Raw genomic sequence first — 16,064 nt, 5'->3', positions numbered from 1 at the left:
TTTGAATTGCTGCATGTCTTTGTCCCTAGCTCGACGTCGATTTAAGAAGACATGCAGTAGAGCGCGTCGCCAGTGACCGAATTCATGCGACGCGCTTTGAGCCCCTTTTTGTGCACGTCGTCGCCCAAAAACGCTGCACAGTCTTGGGCGACATGCACGAGGCAGGACGTTTCCATTTAGCCGCGGGCTCTAACGGGTGCCGTTGCGTGCGACGTCAATCCCGGAGGCGGAGCTCGTCCGTGCGCATCTGCAGGAAGTCGAGCGTCGAGAGGAAGCTCATGCCGAGCAGGCTGCGGTCGAGCTTGCCTTCGGCTGCGACCATAGCGCGGATGTTTTGGCGCTGAATGGGGCCGATTGCGATCTGAGCCAGTGTGACAGGGGCTGCGAGCGCCGCCCCGTTTGCCGTCATCACCGTCACACGATAGCTGAGATTGGCCGGATCGAGACCGATCCTCTCGGCATCCTCATAGGTAAGCGCGATGCTGCTCGCACCGGTGTCGACGAGCATGTTCACTTCATGACCGTTGATCATCGCATTCGCGGCGAAATGGCCATCGATCCGCTTCTGCAAAAGGACCTCCTGCTCGCCCTCGCTGTCGGTGATGACCATCGCCCTGCCGGGAGACAGCCCCGCCAGCAGCCGGTCGCCAAAGGATTGCAGCTCGAACCGGTAGATGTAGATCGAAACGAGAATGAGCGCGATCAGCAGCCAGATGGCGATCTGGCGCAATCCCTCGCCGAAACCGCGGCGGCTCCTGAGAATACCGGCGGCGAATAGCGTTGCGAGAGCACTCAGCGCCACAAGCTGTCCGAAGTCGTCATTGCTCATGCCGAGAGTTTGGCCGGCATCGTGATTGACGATCAGGAGCACGAGGCCGATGGCGAGAATTGCAAGCAGGAGGACCAGACGATTCATGCGCCGTTTCGTTCTCTCGCCATCCGCGTCCGACGCGTTTCCCGCCGCGGCTTGCGCTCCACGGTCTCCAGCCGCTCCGGCAGAGCCAGCATGATGCTGTGACGCTCGGCGTCGGTGTAGAGCGTCCAGGAGCCGATTTCCTCACGTGTGCGGCCGCAGCCGAAACAGTAGCCGGTCCTGTCGTCGATCGCACAGACGAGAATGCAAGGGGATTCCATGGCCCGGGACGTGCCCTGTTCTGTTTCGTTCGAACCAAGAGCGCGTCGAGTTCAATCGAGTTTATGCGACGCGCTTTAGGTCCTTGTTTCTGTGCATGTCGTTGCCCCAAAACCGCTACGCATTTTTGGGCGACATGCACTATATCGGCCTTTCAGATCGCCAGCGCAAGGGCGCCGAGAACGGCGATCTCCGCGAGCTGCTGGGTGGCGCCGATCGTGTCGCCCGTATGGCCGCCGAGCTTGCGGGCGGCGATCCTGCCAAAGCCTGGCACGACGAGCGCGAAGGCCGCAAACGACAACAGGACCGCGACCACCGGAACCCCGGCCGCGAAGAACAAGAGAAGCGCAAGGACGGTGCCGGAACCGAGCGCCACCGACACCGCCCCCGCTTCAGGAACGCCCGCAGCGGCCGCTACGCCGTCGCTGCGTGCGGACGGCAGGCGCGACCAGTGCCAGACCATGGCGGCACGGCTGAGGGCGGCGGTGGCAAGAAGCACACATCCGGCAGCGACCGACGTCAGCAGCGGCAGGAAGGAGGCGATCGCGGAGACGCGGAAGCCGAAGGAAAGGATGAGCGCCACGGCGCCATAGGTACCGATGCGGCTGTCCTTCATGATCGCGAGCGTGCGTTCGCGATCGCGGCCGCCGCCGAAGCCGTCCGCCGTGTCGCTGAGACCATCCTCGTGCAGCGCGCCGGTGACGAGGACTTGCACGGCGACGACGACAAAGGCGGTGAAGAGCGAGCTCGCGCCGAGCGCGCTCAGCAGCGCGGCAGAGACGGCTGCCGGGAAGGCGATCAATATGCCGGCGAGAGGGAACGCGCGCACGGCACGGCTGAGCCGGTCGTCGTGATCGAGGAAATGCCGGCTGGGCATGGGAACACGGCTCAGGAATGCTACCGAGCGCGCTACGTCGTCGAAGAGATCGCGGATATATGCCATTTCGTCTCCGTGGCTCCGAATCGCAGAGCCTCCGGCGGATCATGCGCCGACGACAGCAATTGGCGCAAATGCCGTTGCCGCGGGCGGTGTCAGTCTCTATGACGAGCCCGACCGACGATTTGAGAGATGCAAGGATTGCCCATGAGTGCCAGCGGCCTGCCGTTTGATGATTTCCGTGAATTGCTGCGCAACCTGCCTGGGCCAGATTCGGCGGCGCTCGTTGCGGCGCGCGAGCGGGATGCCCAATTGACGAAGCCGCCGGGCGCGCTCGGGCGTCTCGAGGAAATCGCTTTCTGGCTCGCCGCCTGGACGGGACGCGCGCCCGCGGTCAACCGGCCGCTCGTCGCGATCTTCGCCGGCAATCATGGGGTGACCCGGCAGGGCGTTACGCCCTTTCCGTCGTCGGTAACGGCGCAGATGGTGGAGAACTTCGCTGCCGGCGGGGCCGCCATCAACCAGATCTGCGTGACGCATGATCTCGGCCTCAAGGTCTTCGACCTGGCGCTCGACTATCCGACGGGCGACATCACCGAGGAAGCGGCCCTTTCCGAGCGCGATTGCGCCGCGACCATGGCCTTCGGCATGGAGGCGATCGCCGGCGGCACGGATCTGCTCTGCATCGGCGAAATGGGCATCGGCAACACGACGATAGCGGCCGCGATCAATCTCGGCCTCTATGGCGGCACGGCGGAGGAGTGGGTCGGCCCGGGCACAGGCTCGGAGGGAGAGGTGCTCAGGCGCAAGATCGCCGCCGTCGAAAAGGCCGTGGCGCTGCATAGAGACCATCTTTCCGACCCGCTCGAGCTGATGCGTCGGCTCGGTGGCCGCGAGATCGCGGCCATGGCCGGTGCCATCCTCGCCGCGCGCATGCAGAAGGTGCCCGTCATTATCGACGGTTACGTCGCGACGGCAGCGGCGGCAATCCTCAAGGCGGCCAATTCGGCCGCTCTGGACCATTGCCTCATCGGCCATGTTTCAGGCGAGCCGGGGCACATCCGCGCGATCGAGAAGCTCGGCAAGACACCGCTGCTGGCGCTCGGCATGCGGCTCGGGGAGGGCACCGGCGCAGCACTTGCCGCCGGTATCGTCAAGGCGGCCGCTGCCTGCCACAGCGGCATGGCGACCTTCGCGCAGGCCGGCGTCAGCAACAAGAGCTGAAGGTGGCGCATAAGGCGGGCGCCTCGAACTCAAAACGGCAAGGGCGATGCTGGCTATTGTCTACGCCCGCAGCGCACCTTGCTGTCGATCGGCTGTCTGGCGTGCTATTCTCGCGTCCTGCAGGTCTTGATGCGGGGCCGCTTCTCGCATATCGGGAGGCGCCGGAGCATTCTGTCTGAGGCCGAATCTCTGATGCCGGGTGGCGAGAGCCGTAGCCGACGTCGCCTCGCATTCGCCTCAATCAGATTGTCGAAGCTGCGCATGCCAAGCCCGCGAGACGACATGGACGCCAAGAACACCAGCCCCCGCAACGGCCAGACCGGACCCCTCAACAAGCATACGGGCATCCGGCACCTCTTTGCGGCAGCGAGCTATTCCTTCGGCGGCGCGAAGCGGCTGATCGGCGAGGCGGCCTTCCGGCACGAGCTCATCGCTTTCGGCGTGGCCATGGTGGCCTTCGTGCTCGCCGGTGCGACGCTCTTTCAATACGTCGCCATGGCCATCCTGTTCCTGCTGATGATGGCCTTCGAAGCGATCAACACAGCGATCGAAGAGATCGTCGACCGCGTCTCGCCGGAAATCTCCGACATGGGCAAGCACGCCAAGGATCTCGGCTCGTTTGCCTGCCTCTGCCTGATCGTGGCGAATGGCGTCTATGCCCTCTACGTGGTGTTTCTCGCCCGGTTTCTGGACTGACGGTCGCGTCAACCCGGTCCGCGTCCCGCGAATCTAAAGCGCGAAATTCATGCGGCGCGCTTCTGGTCCTTGTTTTTGTGCATGTCGTTGTCCCAAACCGCTGCACACTTTTGGGCGACATGCATTAGGCAAAGCTCTTGCGCCGGCGGGCGGGCGAGGGAACGTCCTCGACGGGCGGCAGGCTCTGCAGCACGCGGCGGGACGGCAGGATGGCGATCGCCTCGGTGCCTTCCCTGAGCTTCGAGCGCAGAATGAACTGGCCGTTATGCTTGGCAAGGATCGCCTGCACGATCGGCAGGCCAAGACCGGTGCCCTGTTCCGCGCTTTTGATGGCGATCGAGCCCTGACCGAAGGCGGAGAGGACGATCGGAATTTCCTCTTCCGGAATGCCAGGCCCATTGTCCTTGATGGACAGGTATTGCCCGCCGCCGGCCGTCCAACCTACCTTCACTGCGATCTCGCCGCCCGAGGGCGTGAACTTGACGGCATTCGACAGGAGATTGAGCGTAACCTGACGCATCGCCTTCTCGTCGACCCAGACGGCCGGCATCCCTTGCTCGAACTGCTGCGAGAACGCGATGTTCTTGCCGCGGGCACGAAGCTGCACCATGCCGATGCAATCGTCAGCGATGTCGACGAGACTGACTGCCTCCTCGTTGAGTTCGTACCTGCCGGCCTCGATGCGCGAAAGGTCGAGGATTTCGTTGATGAGATTCAGGAGGTGCTCGCCCGAGCGGTGAATGTCCGCCGTATATTCCTTGTAGGTGGGGTTGTTGAGCGGCCCCAACACTTCGCTCGACATCACCTCGGAGAAGCCGAGAATGGCGTTGAGCGGAGTCCGGAGCTCATGCGACATCGAAGCGAGGAAGCGGGATTTGGCGAGGTTGGCCTCTTCGGCGCGGCGGCGGGCCTCGTCGGACATGGATTTCGCGACTTCGAGCTCGGCAATGAGATCGTCCTTCTCCGACTGGACCGACAGAATGTGCACATTCGCACGATTCATACGATCGGTCATGAAGGCGAGGAAAACGAGCGAGAGCGAGAGGATGCCGGTCAAACCGATGTGAACGGGATCGGCGGCCGTCAACGACGAGAAACCGAGCGCCGCGACGACCGGCAGGAACGTGTAAAAAAGGGCATTGCGCAGCAGGAACGTACCCATCGCCGTGGCTGCAAGCGCGATGAACAACACCGTTCCCTCGAAGAGGCCGGACACGACCTCGCCGCAGGACGAACAGTCCTGCATGGAAAAGATCGCCCAGCACAGCCCGATCAACACCTGGCCGGCGAGGAAACGGCGGCGCCAGCTGGCGACTTTTTCGACGACGATGTCCTCGCGCTTTGCTTTCCGCGCGAGAAAAATCGTGACCGCATGAGCCGAGAGCATCATGAACGCCCAGGCAAGAATGCTGGGATCGCCCGAGAGATAGATACCGGTGGTCGCAATTAGGGCGACGAGCACGGGCAGGGCGATCGCGCCATGCAGGACGGAGTCGATATGAAGCAGGAGCATTTCCCGCTCAAAGCCGGAGGGGGCGGAGGAACCGGTCTGCAGCCGCTGGCGCGTCGCGCGCACCGTCTTCGAAACAGCCTTGTTTCGATGGTTGCGCGACTTGTCGACGATGATCTTATCGGTCGATGTGCTGACGGCGATGCTCATGCTCATGGGCAGGGGGTTTCGTTTGGCTTGCAGTCTAGGATGCAATCCTTAAGAAGTTGCTGCCCTCCATGAAGGATTCGACAACCATTGTGGCGCGATTGCGTTTGATCGCGCGAAAAGAAAAGGCGTTCGGGTGAAGCCGCAGAATCGAAGGTTCCGTATTGTCGGCGGCTCCGCCGGGAGGCCCACGCCCTCCGGTCGCCGATTTGCCTTTGGCCGGCCGGAGAACGATGGGCCGCCTCGGCGCCGCGCGCAGCAAGGCCGTGCCGGCATGATCAGTGGATGGGTCTTCCTTTTCCTGCTCAGCATCGGTGCCTATGTAGCCGCGAAGCTGCCGCCGCCGGAACCGCCCGTGACCGGGCAATTGCGCGGCTCGGCCTCGGCGAGCGACGGCGACAGCTTGCGAATTAACGGGCGCCGCATACGGCTCGAAGGCATCGATGCTCCCGAAATCGGCCAGACCTGCGGGCGCGGCGAGGCCGTTTGGGATTGCGGTGCAGAAGCGCGTCTGCGGCTGAAGAGGCTGATCGAGGGAGCGACAACGGCGTGTCGGCTCCACGGTCGCGATCGCTATGGACGGGAGCTTGGTGTCTGCGAAGCGGACGGACGCGATATCGGTCGGGAAATGGTTCTCTCCGGTCACGCCGTGAGCTACGGCCTTTATCGCGACGAAGAGGAAGCGGCGAGAGGCGAAAAAGCGGGTCTCTGGGAAGGCGATTTCATAAGGCCGCAGGAATGGCGGCGCTCGAACGGAAAGGCCGACGAGTCACCGCATCTGGCAGGCGACTGGCTGGAGCTCATCACCCGGTGGCTCGAGGAGCAGGTAAGCGCGATTGCGGCAAGGATCTTAGGTGGTTGACAGCGGGGAGGAACGGCTGAAGGCGTTGCGGACGGCTATTGCGGCCTGCCGCCTGTGCCGCGACGATCCGGCGCGCGGGCCGGATCACCGGCTACCGCACGAGCCGAGGCCCGTCGCTGTGCTTTCGGCAACCGCAAGGATCCTCATCGCCGGGCAGGCGCCGGGTCTGCGCGTGCACGAAAGCGGCCTTCCCTTCAACGATGCGTCGGGCGACCGGCTGCGGCAATGGCTCTCGGTAGACCGCGCGGCATTCTACGATCCGCGGAACTTCGCCATCGTGCCGATGGGCTTCTGCTTTCCCGGCTATGACAGGGATGGCAGCGACCTGCCGCCGAGAAGCGAGTGTGCGCCGCTGTGGCGGCAGCGCGTCATGGAGGCGATGCCGCAGATCGAGCTGGTGCTGGCGGTTGGCCATTATGCACAGCGCTGGCATCTGGGGCAGGACTGTCCGAAATCAATGACCGAAACCGTGCGCAACTGGCATCGCTACGTGAAGCGCAACCAAGACCCTGCCGTGTTGCCGATGCCGCATCCGAGCTGGCGCAACACCGGGTGGCTTCGGCGTAACCCCTGGTTCGAGGCTGAATTGCTACCTTTCCTGCGCGAAAGAATACGGGTGCTCACAAGATGAAACAATTTTCTTTATTTTCACAAATTGCGCGCTATGAAGGAAAAAATATTCGAGAGGACTTTCCATGGATCGCCTAGACCGCAAGATCCTGCGCCTTCTGCAGGAAGACTCGACCTTGGCTGTTGCCGACCTTGCCAAGAAGGTAGGTCTTTCGACCACGCCTTGCTGGCGACGCATCCAGAAGATGGAAGAGGATGGCGTGATCCGCCGCCGTGTCGCGCTTCTCGATCCGGTGAAGGTCAATACCAAGGTCACCGTGTTCGTGTCGGTCCGGACGAATTCGCACTCCATGGAGTGGCTGCGCCGGTTCTCCGAGGTGGTCGCCGATTTTCCGGAAGTGGTGGAATTTTACCGCATGAGCGGTGATGTCGATTATCTCTTGCGCGTCGTCGTGCCCGACATCGCCGCCTATGATGCATTCTACAAGCGGCTGATCGCCAAGATCGAGATCCGCGACGTCTCCTCCGCGTTCGCCATGGAGCAGATCAAATATACGACGCAGTTGCCGCTCGACTATATGGTGATCGACCAGGCAAAGAGCAGTGAGGAATAGCTGCTTCCGCTCAAGTGAGCTTGGAGAATTCTTCTCTATTCGCCTGATTTCTCTGAAACATTTAATGCTCTGGCGCATCTTTGCGGCTGCATATGGCGTACAGCCTCCAACTCAAACAGCTAGGCCGAGACGCCAGAGCACTTTTCTGCCGCTAAGTTCGCGCACCGCGTCCCGGCCTGTCCATCGTGCCGCACGATCCGCGCTCGCCGCGAGTTTTTCCGCAAGCGCCAGAGCCGGCGCGTGGCAGGCGGCGTTGCGCTTGCCGATTTGTCTCAGCGCCCAGTTCACGGCCTTTTTTACGAAGTTGCGGTCATCGGCGGCATGTGCCTCGATCAGCGGTAACCACGCCAGAAACGTCGAATGCGGTTCGGTCTTGAGGTGCACGGCTGCGGTGGCGATCATCGCAAAGGCAAGGCGGCGGACGAATTCCCGCTCGTCGGCGGCAAATTCGGGAACGAGCGCCCGATCGTGCCGCGCGCCGACAAGAAGGTCGGCGAGCGTATCGACGACCTCCCATGAGTTGCAGTCGCCTGCCCAGCGCCGCGCCTCGTCGAGCGTCAAAGCCTTGGGATCGGCGGTGAAGGCTGCCAGGATGCGCGCTTCTCGGATGCCCGAGCGCCAGAGCTCGAGCGCGCGGGCATGATCTGTCTTCACCTGACGGGACATCCGACGAAGCTCGACATTTGAAAGGCCGAGCGCCGCTTCGGTCGCGATCCCGAAGCGCGCCATGCCGGCGATGTTTTCCTCAGATCCGAGCAGGCGCAGGCGATCGATGATTTCTTGTGCTGTCGATGTTGGGGAGAGCGTCACTTCTCGAGCCGGGCAAGCAGCGACGAGGTGTCCCAGCGGTTGCCGCCGAGCGCCTGCACATCGGCGTAGAACTGGTCCACCAAGGCAGTCACGGGAAGCTTGGCACCATTGCGCCGCGCTTCGGCGAGGACGATATCGAGGTCCTTGCGCATCCAGTCGACGGCGAAACCGAAATCATATTTTCCGGCATTCATGGTCTTGTAGCGGTTTTCCATCTGCCAGGAACCGGCTGCTCCCTTGGAGATGACGTCGATCACCTTCTCGATGTCGAGGCCAGATCTTTTGCCGAAGTGGATGCCCTCGGCGAGGCCTTGCACGAGACCGGCGATACAGATCTGGTTGATCATCTTGGTGAGCTGGCCGGCACCGGCGGGGCCCATCAGACCGACCATGCGCGCGTAGGAATCAATAATGGGCCTTGCCCTGTCGAAGGCTTCCGAGTCGCCGCCGCACATGACCGTGAGCACCCCGTTCTCGGCGCCGGCCTGGCCGCCCGAGACCGGCGCATCGATGAAATGCGCGCCCTTTGCCCGGGCCGCCGAGTAAAGCTCGCGAGCAACTTCAGCCGAGGCCGTGGTGTTGTCGATGAAGATCGCCCCCTGGCCTATGGTCTCGAAGGCACCGTTTTCGCCGGTGGTGACGGAGCGCAGGTCGTCGTCATTGCCGACGCAGGAGAAAACGAACTCCTGATCTTTTGCTGCCTCTGCCGGCGTTGCCGCCGTGCGCCCGCCGAACGCAGTCGCCCATTGTTCCGCCTTCGCGGCGGTTCGGTTGTAGACGGTCACGTCGTGCCCACCGCGGACCTTGAGATGACCAGCCATCGGGTATCCCATGACGCCGAGACCGATGAATGCGACTTTGGCCATTTCCTGCAGACTCCCATTTGCTTTGGCAGAGATTTAGCCGACCATATCCGCGGCAGCAGGCGCCGGCAATCAGGGTTTGAAGCGCGCGATAAGCAATTGCCCAGCGGTCGGCTCGCCCTCTTCCATACGAACGGTGATGTCGCTGATGTCGATCACTTCGAATCCGGTCGCGGTCAGGCGGTCGCGCAAGTAGGTCTCTGAATGCGCGAAGCGCTGATGTGGGCCGACGACGTAGCCGCGTCCTGCGAAAGCCTCCGCCGGGAGGGTCTCGCTGGAGAAGATCAGGAGCCCGCCCGGTACGAGATTGTCGACCGCGCCGAAGAAAAGCGGCTCCAAGGCGCCGATATAGGGCAGGACGTCGGTCGCAACGATCAGGTCGAACGGCTCATCATCATTGTCGTCGAGGAAATCGACGGCTTCGGCGACGTAGAGCGTCTCATAGAGATCTTTCTCGTGGGCAATCTCCACCATGTTCTCCGAGAGATCCACGCCGGTTATGTCTTCCGCCATATCGCGCAGTGCGCCGCCAGTGAGCCCGGTGCCGCAGCCGAGATCGAGCACCCGCTTGAAAGGTCCGAGCCCAAGCGCCTGAATTCGCTGACGAACGAGGAGCGGTACGCAATAGTCCAACTGGTCGACGAGGACATTGTCGAAAACCTCGGCATGCTGGTCGAACAGTGTGACCACATAGGCGTCCGGCGCCTTGAGCGGCGTGTCACCCCGGCCCATCGAAGCCAACCGAACCGCGGCGCCGCCGTGATCCTCCGGATCGAGTTCAAGGACTTCCCGATAGGCGGCGGCGGCCGCGTCGAAGTGCCCGGATTTCTCCAGAGAAAGCGCGCGGTTATAAGCCGCCGCCAGTGCTTCCTCGTCGATCTTCTTGCTCTTCTGGGTCATGAGCGCTTCTTACGACCGCCAGCGGACTTTGACAATCGCCGCCGGGGGCGATCCCCTGCATAAGTGACCGATGTCGTTGAATAATACTCCATTTCCCGCGGAAGCGGCGATAGGCTTCGGGGCGGAACGGCCCTGTAACACTGGAACGTAAAGCGAACATTGAGCGTTCGGTAAAAAAATCGACTAGGTGGGGGCGCAGCGGCATTTATCGTCGATGGGAAAGGAGTCATCATCCGCGAAAACAGTGAGAAATCGGGAGGAATGCCGATGACTGCTGACTTGAGCCCGCTGACATTGGAAACGGAGATGCCGGAGCGGCAGGGTCCGCCTCTGCCTCAGAGCTCGCAGGAGACGATCAACACGATCGTCCATTATTATCGCGGCGAAATGGGGCGGATGGCCGGTTGGCGGGATCGTATAGACCGAACCTCGAACTGGGCGATCACGGTGGTCGCGGCGATGCTGTCCGTTTCGCTTTCGACACCATCGTCGCACCATGGCGTCCTGCTCTTCGCCGTATTGCTCATTACCTTGCTGCTCTTGATAGAGGCACGGCGCTACCGTTTCTTCGACGTCTATCGCGCCCGGGTGCGCCAGCTCGAGCGCGGTTATTTCGCTCAGATTCTTTGCCCCGAAGGCACGCCGACCTTCAAGTGGTCCGTGTCGATAGCCGCCAGCCTGCGCCGGCCGGCTTTCCTGATGAGCTATAAGGAGGCCGTCTGTCGGCGGCTGCAGCGCAACTATTGCTGGATGTACCTGATACTGCTCTTGGCTTGGGCGCTGAAGATCTCCTCGCCAAAGATGTCGACCAACGGCGAGCCCTTCGGGCATGTCCGCTCCTGGGCCGATGTGACGGAGAATGCGGCTCTCGGTGTGGTACCCGGTTGGGCGGTGATGATCGGGGTCGCGCTATTCTACGCGGCGGTTCTCTATGGCTCTCTGCGCAAGGAGCCTGGAGCCGGTGAGTTGGCTCACGGCGAGGTGCATGTCTGACGGCCGTCGCGGCTGTAGATGGGCGTTCTTGATGCGGTGATCAGAAATTCTCGTTTGATGCCGGCGCGAGAGGCTGCTTCAACTGCGGTCGTGCGGGTGAACTTTGCCGGCAGCCAATCAAAACGGCGATATTTGAGTAGGATGTACGATGAGTGAACAGAAGGTAGCAATCATTACCGCCGGCGGTTCCGGCATGGGCGCCGTTGCAGCGCGGAGGATGGCAGCGGAGGGTTTCCGCGTCGCTATCCTGTCCTCGTCCGGCAAGGGCGAGGCTCTGGCGAAAGAACTCGGCGGCATCGGCGTCACCGGATCGAACCAGTCGAGCGACGATTTTAAGCGGCTGGTCGATTCGGCTTACGACGCTTGGGGGCGGGTGGACGCGCTCATCAATTCGGCCGGACATGGGCCACGCGCTCCGGTACTGGAACTCACCGACGAGGACTGGCATAGGGGGATGGAGGTCTATTTCCTTAACGTCGTGAGGCCGACCAGGCTCGTCACGCCGATCATGGTCGAGCAAAAATCCGGCAGCATCGTCAACATCTCTACCTATGCCGTCTTTGAACCTGATCCGCTGTTTCCGACTTCGGGCGTCTTTCGTTCCGGCCTCGCTGCCTTCACCAAGCTCTTTGCGGACCGATATGCGGTCGACAATGTGCGCATGAACAACGTCCTGCCGGGCTTTATCGATAGCCTGCCGGAGACGGAGGAGCGCCGAGAGCGAATTCCGATGGGGCGGTACGGGAGGTCGGAGGAGGTGGCCGAACTGATCGCTCTGCTTGCGACCGATCGCGGAGGCTATATCACGGGCCAGAACATCCGCATCGATGGCGGCATAACGCGGTCGGTGTGATAATTTCTGCTCGTCATGAGTTCGAGTGGAGTCGGCGCAAGATTCATGGGTCGACTTCTTTCGCCGCGACGCGGGACATAGGCGAGAGCGCGCAGTTTTCCTAACCCCACTCTGCAGAGCGCTTTCTCATCAATGGAGGACGAACTCGCCCTTGAGGGCGCGCCATTCGGTCGCGGAGATGAGCTTACGGTGCACGTAGCGTACCGAATGCAACGGTCCGTCCAGCTTCTCCTGCCAGAATTTCAGGAAGCTGCGCATTTCCGGAAAATCCGGTGCGATGTCGTAGTGCTGCCAGATATAGGTCTGCAGGAGAGCCGGGTGGTCGGGCATTCGATAAAGTATCTGGGCCGTCGTCAGGCCGTAACCCTTGAGCTGCAGTTCCATGTCGTTCGTCATTCGGACCTCACTTTTTGCAAAGGGTGGTCTCTATGATGAAGCGCTGGATTCCTTAATCAAGCCCTAATATTCGCAATTAAGTCAAAATTCTCGTGAAATAACAAAGGTTTGTCAGCACTAAGGGGCGAGTGCTGCCAAGCCTCTCATGCCGTTCAGTCGGCCGGCAATGATCCGGGAAACGACAGCCGCGCGCCCGCTCAACGCTTCAGGTGGCGCGTCAATCGCGCTTCGAGCCAGGCCCAGATGTTGCGCAGCAATTCCACCATGAACAAGTATAGCACCGCCGCCCAGACATACATCTGGTAGTCGAAGGTGCGGGAGAAGGCGCGTCGCGTCTCGCCCATGAGATCGAAGACGGTAACGATCGCAACGATCGCCGAGCCCTTGATCATCAGGATGATTTCGTTGCCATAGGGGCGGAGCGCCACGATCATCGCCTGCGGCAGGATGATCTTGAAGAAGGCGACGCGCTCCGGCAAGCCGAGCGCGGCCGCGGCCTCGTGCTGACCGCGCGACACGCTTTGAATGGCCCCGCGCAGGATCTCGGCCTGATAGGCGGCGGTGTTCAATGTGAAGGTGAAGAGCGCGCAGTTCCAGGCATCGCGGAAGAACCACCACAGCCCGATCGATTCGAGCTGCGGCCGGAAGCTGCCGAGTCCGTAATAGACGAGGAAGAGCTGGGTGATCAGGGGCGTGCCGCGGAAGAAATAGACGTAAGCATAGGCAAGCCAAGACCAAAGCCTGTTCTTCGACATGCGTCCGAGCGCCACGGGAAACGATAGGACGGCTCCCATGAGAATCGAGGAGACGACAAGCGTCAGCGTCACCCCGAGGCCGGACAGGAAGCTCGGTCCGTAACGCGAGAATTTTTCCGGATCCCAACCATTGGCGATCGTCAGGAAGATGCCGACGCCGAGCGCCAGCCAGACGCCGAGGAAGACGCTGCCGAAAAAACGCGAGAGCGTGTAGGGCTTCGGCGGGGCGGGTGGCGGAGCCTGTGGCGGGATCATCGTTTCGGCAATGCTCATCGGCTCATCTCCGCGCGTTTGGTGGAGCGCTCGAGCGCCGAGAATAGGACGGACGAAATCATAGCCAGGATCAGGAAGAGGATGCAGGCGACGCCGAAGAACTGAAAGGCCTGCTTCGTCACGCGGGCTGCTATGCCCGTCTGGCGGAGAATATCGGGAAGGCCGACGACCGAGACGAGGGCCGTGTCCTTGAGCAGCGCCATCCAGAGATTGCCGAGACCGGGAAGGGCGATGCGTATGAGCTGCGGCAGGACGATGAGGCGCATTGTCTGGCCGCGGTGGAAGCCGAGCGCATCGCCGGCCTCGTATTGGCCTTGCGGAATGGCCTTGAAGGCGGAGAGCAATACCTCGGAGCAATAGGCCGAGAAGACCACGCCCAGCGCGATCATGCCGGCGACAAAGGCATTGATCTCGATCGGGCCCTCGTAGCCGAGCGTCGCGAGAAACTGCTGCACCAGTATCTGCAGGCCGTAATAGACGATGAAGAGCGTCAGGAGTTCCGGCAGGCCGCGGAAGATCGTCGTGTAGATGTTGCCCGCCAGTCGCAGCGATTTTTCCTCCGATTGCTTCCCCAGCGCGATGAAGAAGCCGATCACAAGGCCGACGGGCAGCGTTGCGATGGCGAGACTGGCCGTTACCAGGAAACCATAGGCGATCTCATCGCCCCAGCCCGTGTCGCCGCAGGCGAAAAGCGTTCCCGAGGCAAACCAGCGAAAGACCCCGATGGGTCCGCAAAGAGGATCAACGATCGATCCGATCCAGGCGAGACCGGAATAAATGGCGGCGAACACTCCGCTCATGCCAAGAAATTCCCCTAACGTTCTTTGCGCCAACGACGCTTATTTTTGAGGTTCCTTGTCAAACAAAAACGGCGGAAGGGCAAGCCCATCCGCCGTTGCATTTTCTGCATCAATCGAGCTTTTCCCGGTATGAACGCGGAAAACCGCGCCGGATTTCGCTACGGTTAGCTGCCGTAGACGTCGAACGGGAAGTACTTTTCGTTGATCTCCTTGTATTTGCCGTTCGCGCGGATGGCGTCGATCGCCGTGTTGAGCTTCTCGCGAAGCGCGTCGTCGCCCTTGCGAACAGCAATGCCTGCGCCTTCGCCGTTGATGACCGGGTCGACCGGCAGGGTGCCAAGCAGCTTGCAGCAAGCCCCGTCCTCGGTCTTCAGCCATTCGGAAAGCACGACGACATCGTCGATGACGGCATCCACACGGCCGTTGGCGACGTCGAGCTTGTACTCGTCAGCCGTTGGATAGAGCTTCAGCTCAGCTCCCTTCATATGCGCTTCGGCGTAGTTGGAGTGGGTGGTGGACGCCTGTGCGCCGAGCACCTTGCCTTCGAGCGCGGCAGCCGTTGCCTCGGTGATCGGCGAATCCTTCGGCACGGCGATTGCCGGCGGCGTGTTGTAGTATTTTTTGGTAAAGTCGACCTGCTGCTTGCGCTCCTCGGTGATCGACATGGAAGCGACAATGGCGTCGAACTTCTTGGCGATCAACGCGGGAATGATGCCTTCCCAGTCCTGGGTCACGAAGGTGCATTCGGCCTTCATCTCCTCGCAAAGTGCCTTCGCGATGTCGATGTCGAAGCCGGTCAGCGTGCCGTCGGCTTCAAGGTTGTTGAAGGGCGGGTAGGCGCCTTCGGTGCCGATCACGATCTTCTCGCCTTCCGCCATCGCCGCGCCGGCCATGAGGGCGAAAACGGCAGCCGAAGCGGCGACTGCCAGCCGTCTGGAAATACGCATGATTATCCTCTCTGTTGGCTCGGCATCCGTTTTTTCTTCTTTCGCGGATGCCAAATAGAGCCGGGGCCTGCGCCGCCGGTTGGCGCGATATTCGTACGTTTTTCCAGCAAAAATCAACAGGAAAGCGGCGCTGCCCACCGCTTTGCGCGAATCGTCTTCCGTCGCTTCCTCCCGATGGTTGCGTGTGAAGATGAACAGCCCGTTCACGTAGGGTTAATGTCGGTTTCGATAGGCCTTGGAGCGGAACCGATCCGCGGCTGCCGCGTTGCGGCTACACATTTTCGACTGTCACAAAAAAGTCGGAACCGCGGATCATGGCCCGTGACGAGGATGCCACAGCGCTCGAGGCGCAGGGAGTGCGATGCGCGCGACGGCGTCGGGACCTCTGATAAGAGGAAGGGATATAATGTCTATTCGATCCAAACTTTTCGCAACGGTCGCCTTGCCCGTACTTTCGGCCTCGCTGTCGGTGCAGCCCGTGCTCGCCGAGAGCTTGATGAAGCCGTTCGAAGTTGCGCAGGAAGGCCAGCTCTCGGAGGAGGAATTGCTGCTGCAGCAGCGAAAGCAGCGCGCGGCTGAGGAAGAATCTCAGGGCCAGGCAGAAGAGCAGCAGCCGCAGGCCGAAGAGCAGGAAACGCCAAGGCGCAAGAAGCGCCAGCAGCAGGCCGAAGAGCAGCAGCCGGCCGCCGAGGAGGCCGCTCCGCAGCAGGCTGAAGAGCAGGAAACTCCCAGACGAGGAGGCCGCTCCGCAGCAGGCTGAAGAGCAGGAAACGCCAAGGCGCAAGAAACGCCAGCAGCAGGCCGAAGAGCAGCAGCGCGCTGCCGAGGAGGCCGCTCCGCAG

Annotated in this window: 18 protein-coding genes and 1 pseudogene; 8 read left to right on the top strand and 11 right to left on the bottom strand. The window is 61.8% G+C overall.

All coding sequences use genetic code 11. From position 1 onward, the window contains the following. Nucleotides 1-214: 214 nt before the first annotated feature. The 3 genes from AYK65_RS08905 to AYK65_RS08895 form a co-directional block, all read right to left on the bottom strand. Complete coding sequence (locus AYK65_RS08905; RefSeq protein WP_046120858.1) at nucleotides 215-916, bottom strand: TIGR02281 family clan AA aspartic protease; 702 nt, start codon at nucleotides 914-916, stop codon at nucleotides 215-217. Continuing rightward, nucleotides 913-1,134 (bottom strand): DUF1289 domain-containing protein, encoded by a 222-nt coding sequence (locus AYK65_RS08900; RefSeq protein WP_046120859.1) that lies wholly within the window; start codon nucleotides 1,132-1,134, stop codon nucleotides 913-915. Before AYK65_RS08900 ends, AYK65_RS08905 begins: the two co-directional genes overlap by 4 nt. Before the next feature lie 152 nt (nucleotides 1,135-1,286). Beyond that, complete coding sequence (locus AYK65_RS08895; RefSeq protein WP_046120860.1) at nucleotides 1,287-2,075, bottom strand: adenosylcobinamide-GDP ribazoletransferase; 789 nt, start codon at nucleotides 2,073-2,075, stop codon at nucleotides 1,287-1,289. A gap of 141 nt (nucleotides 2,076-2,216) precedes the next feature. On the opposite strand from AYK65_RS08895, the gene cobT reads away from it, so the two are divergent. Both cobT and AYK65_RS08885 read left to right on the top strand, forming a co-directional pair. Continuing rightward, nucleotides 2,217-3,233: a nicotinate-nucleotide--dimethylbenzimidazole phosphoribosyltransferase gene (gene cobT / locus AYK65_RS08890; RefSeq protein ID WP_046120861.1), complete on the top strand. Its 1,017-nt coding sequence runs from the start codon at nucleotides 2,217-2,219 to the stop codon at nucleotides 3,231-3,233. 282 nt (nucleotides 3,234-3,515) lie between these two features. After that, complete coding sequence (locus tag AYK65_RS08885) at nucleotides 3,516-3,929, top strand: diacylglycerol kinase (RefSeq protein ID WP_046121024.1); 414 nt, start codon at nucleotides 3,516-3,518, stop codon at nucleotides 3,927-3,929. A 124-nt stretch (nucleotides 3,930-4,053) separates the two neighbouring features. On the opposite strand, the gene AYK65_RS08880 is transcribed toward AYK65_RS08885, so the two are convergent. After that, nucleotides 4,054-5,589 carry a sensor histidine kinase gene (locus AYK65_RS08880; RefSeq protein ID WP_081158209.1) on the bottom strand — a complete coding sequence of 512 codons (1,536 nt, stop codon included), beginning with the start codon at nucleotides 5,587-5,589 and terminating at the stop codon, nucleotides 4,054-4,056. Between the two features lie 133 nt (nucleotides 5,590-5,722). On the opposite strand from AYK65_RS08880, the gene AYK65_RS08875 reads away from it, so the two are divergent. The 3 genes from AYK65_RS08875 (at nucleotide 5,723) to AYK65_RS08865 (ending at nucleotide 7,632) form a co-directional block, all read left to right on the top strand. Next, on the top strand, nucleotides 5,723-6,448 hold the full coding sequence (locus AYK65_RS08875; RefSeq protein WP_026613899.1) for a thermonuclease family protein: 726 nt from the start codon (nucleotides 5,723-5,725) through the stop codon (nucleotides 6,446-6,448). Beyond that, a complete protein-coding gene (locus AYK65_RS08870; RefSeq protein ID WP_081158193.1) occupies nucleotides 6,441-7,079 on the top strand; it encodes a uracil-DNA glycosylase family protein in 639 nt (212 codons plus the stop codon). The genes AYK65_RS08875 and AYK65_RS08870 overlap by 8 nt, the downstream gene beginning before the upstream one ends. Before the next feature lie 64 nt (nucleotides 7,080-7,143). Next, entirely contained in the window at nucleotides 7,144-7,632 is a 489-nt protein-coding gene (locus tag AYK65_RS08865; protein WP_026613901.1) for an Lrp/AsnC family transcriptional regulator, read from the top strand. A gap of 111 nt (nucleotides 7,633-7,743) precedes the next feature. On the opposite strand, the gene AYK65_RS08860 is transcribed toward AYK65_RS08865, so the two are convergent. The 3 genes from AYK65_RS08860 to AYK65_RS08850 form a co-directional block, all read right to left on the bottom strand. Next, the gene (locus AYK65_RS08860) at nucleotides 7,744-8,442 is read right to left on the bottom strand and encodes a DNA alkylation repair protein (RefSeq protein ID WP_046120710.1); all 699 of its coding nucleotides are present in this window, start codon (nucleotides 8,440-8,442) and stop codon (nucleotides 7,744-7,746) included. Further along, a complete protein-coding gene (locus AYK65_RS08855) occupies nucleotides 8,439-9,308 on the bottom strand; it encodes an NAD(P)-dependent oxidoreductase (RefSeq protein ID WP_046120863.1) in 870 nt (289 codons plus the stop codon). Before AYK65_RS08855 ends, AYK65_RS08860 begins: the two co-directional genes overlap by 4 nt. A 69-nt stretch (nucleotides 9,309-9,377) precedes the next feature. Continuing rightward, complete coding sequence (locus AYK65_RS08850; RefSeq protein ID WP_046120712.1) at nucleotides 9,378-10,205, bottom strand: class I SAM-dependent DNA methyltransferase; 828 nt, start codon at nucleotides 10,203-10,205, stop codon at nucleotides 9,378-9,380. Between the two features lie 267 nt (nucleotides 10,206-10,472). Here AYK65_RS08850 and AYK65_RS08845 point away from each other — a divergent pair, with 267 nt between their 5' ends. Together AYK65_RS08845 and AYK65_RS08840 are read left to right on the top strand one after the other, a co-directional pair. Beyond that, nucleotides 10,473-11,198 carry a DUF2270 domain-containing protein gene (locus AYK65_RS08845; protein WP_026623000.1) on the top strand — a complete coding sequence of 242 codons (726 nt, stop codon included), beginning with the start codon at nucleotides 10,473-10,475 and terminating at the stop codon, nucleotides 11,196-11,198. 148 nt (nucleotides 11,199-11,346) lie between these two features. After that, nucleotides 11,347-12,051, top strand: coding sequence for an SDR family oxidoreductase (locus tag AYK65_RS08840; RefSeq protein ID WP_046120713.1), 705 nt, complete (start codon nucleotides 11,347-11,349; stop codon nucleotides 12,049-12,051). 129 nt (nucleotides 12,052-12,180) lie between these two features. Here AYK65_RS08840 and AYK65_RS08835 read toward each other — a convergent pair whose 3' ends face one another. The 4 genes from AYK65_RS08835 to AYK65_RS08820 form a co-directional block, all read right to left on the bottom strand. After that, nucleotides 12,181-12,447 carry an usg protein gene (locus tag AYK65_RS08835; RefSeq protein WP_026613908.1) on the bottom strand — a complete coding sequence of 89 codons (267 nt, stop codon included), beginning with the start codon at nucleotides 12,445-12,447 and terminating at the stop codon, nucleotides 12,181-12,183. Between the two features lie 197 nt (nucleotides 12,448-12,644). Then, nucleotides 12,645-13,475 carry an ABC transporter permease gene (locus AYK65_RS08830; protein ID WP_026613909.1) on the bottom strand — a complete coding sequence of 277 codons (831 nt, stop codon included), beginning with the start codon at nucleotides 13,473-13,475 and terminating at the stop codon, nucleotides 12,645-12,647. Beyond that, complete coding sequence (locus tag AYK65_RS08825; protein WP_046120714.1) at nucleotides 13,472-14,275, bottom strand: ABC transporter permease; 804 nt, start codon at nucleotides 14,273-14,275, stop codon at nucleotides 13,472-13,474. Before AYK65_RS08825 ends, AYK65_RS08830 begins: the two co-directional genes overlap by 4 nt. 164 nt (nucleotides 14,276-14,439) lie before the next feature. After that, nucleotides 14,440-15,222 carry an ABC transporter substrate-binding protein gene (locus AYK65_RS08820; RefSeq protein WP_026613911.1) on the bottom strand — a complete coding sequence of 261 codons (783 nt, stop codon included), beginning with the start codon at nucleotides 15,220-15,222 and terminating at the stop codon, nucleotides 14,440-14,442. 406 nt (nucleotides 15,223-15,628) lie between these two features. Here AYK65_RS08820 and AYK65_RS08815 point away from each other — a divergent pair. Next, nucleotides 15,629-16,064: pseudogene (locus tag AYK65_RS08815) on the top strand (OmpA family protein); the annotation flags it as partial.

It is taken from the genome of Ensifer aridi (assembly GCF_002078505.1).
Taxonomy (GTDB): Bacteria; Pseudomonadota; Alphaproteobacteria; order Rhizobiales; family Rhizobiaceae; genus Sinorhizobium; species Sinorhizobium aridi.
The sequence above is the reverse complement of the archived record's forward strand: the minus strand, read 5'-3'. Positions and strand labels throughout refer to the sequence as shown.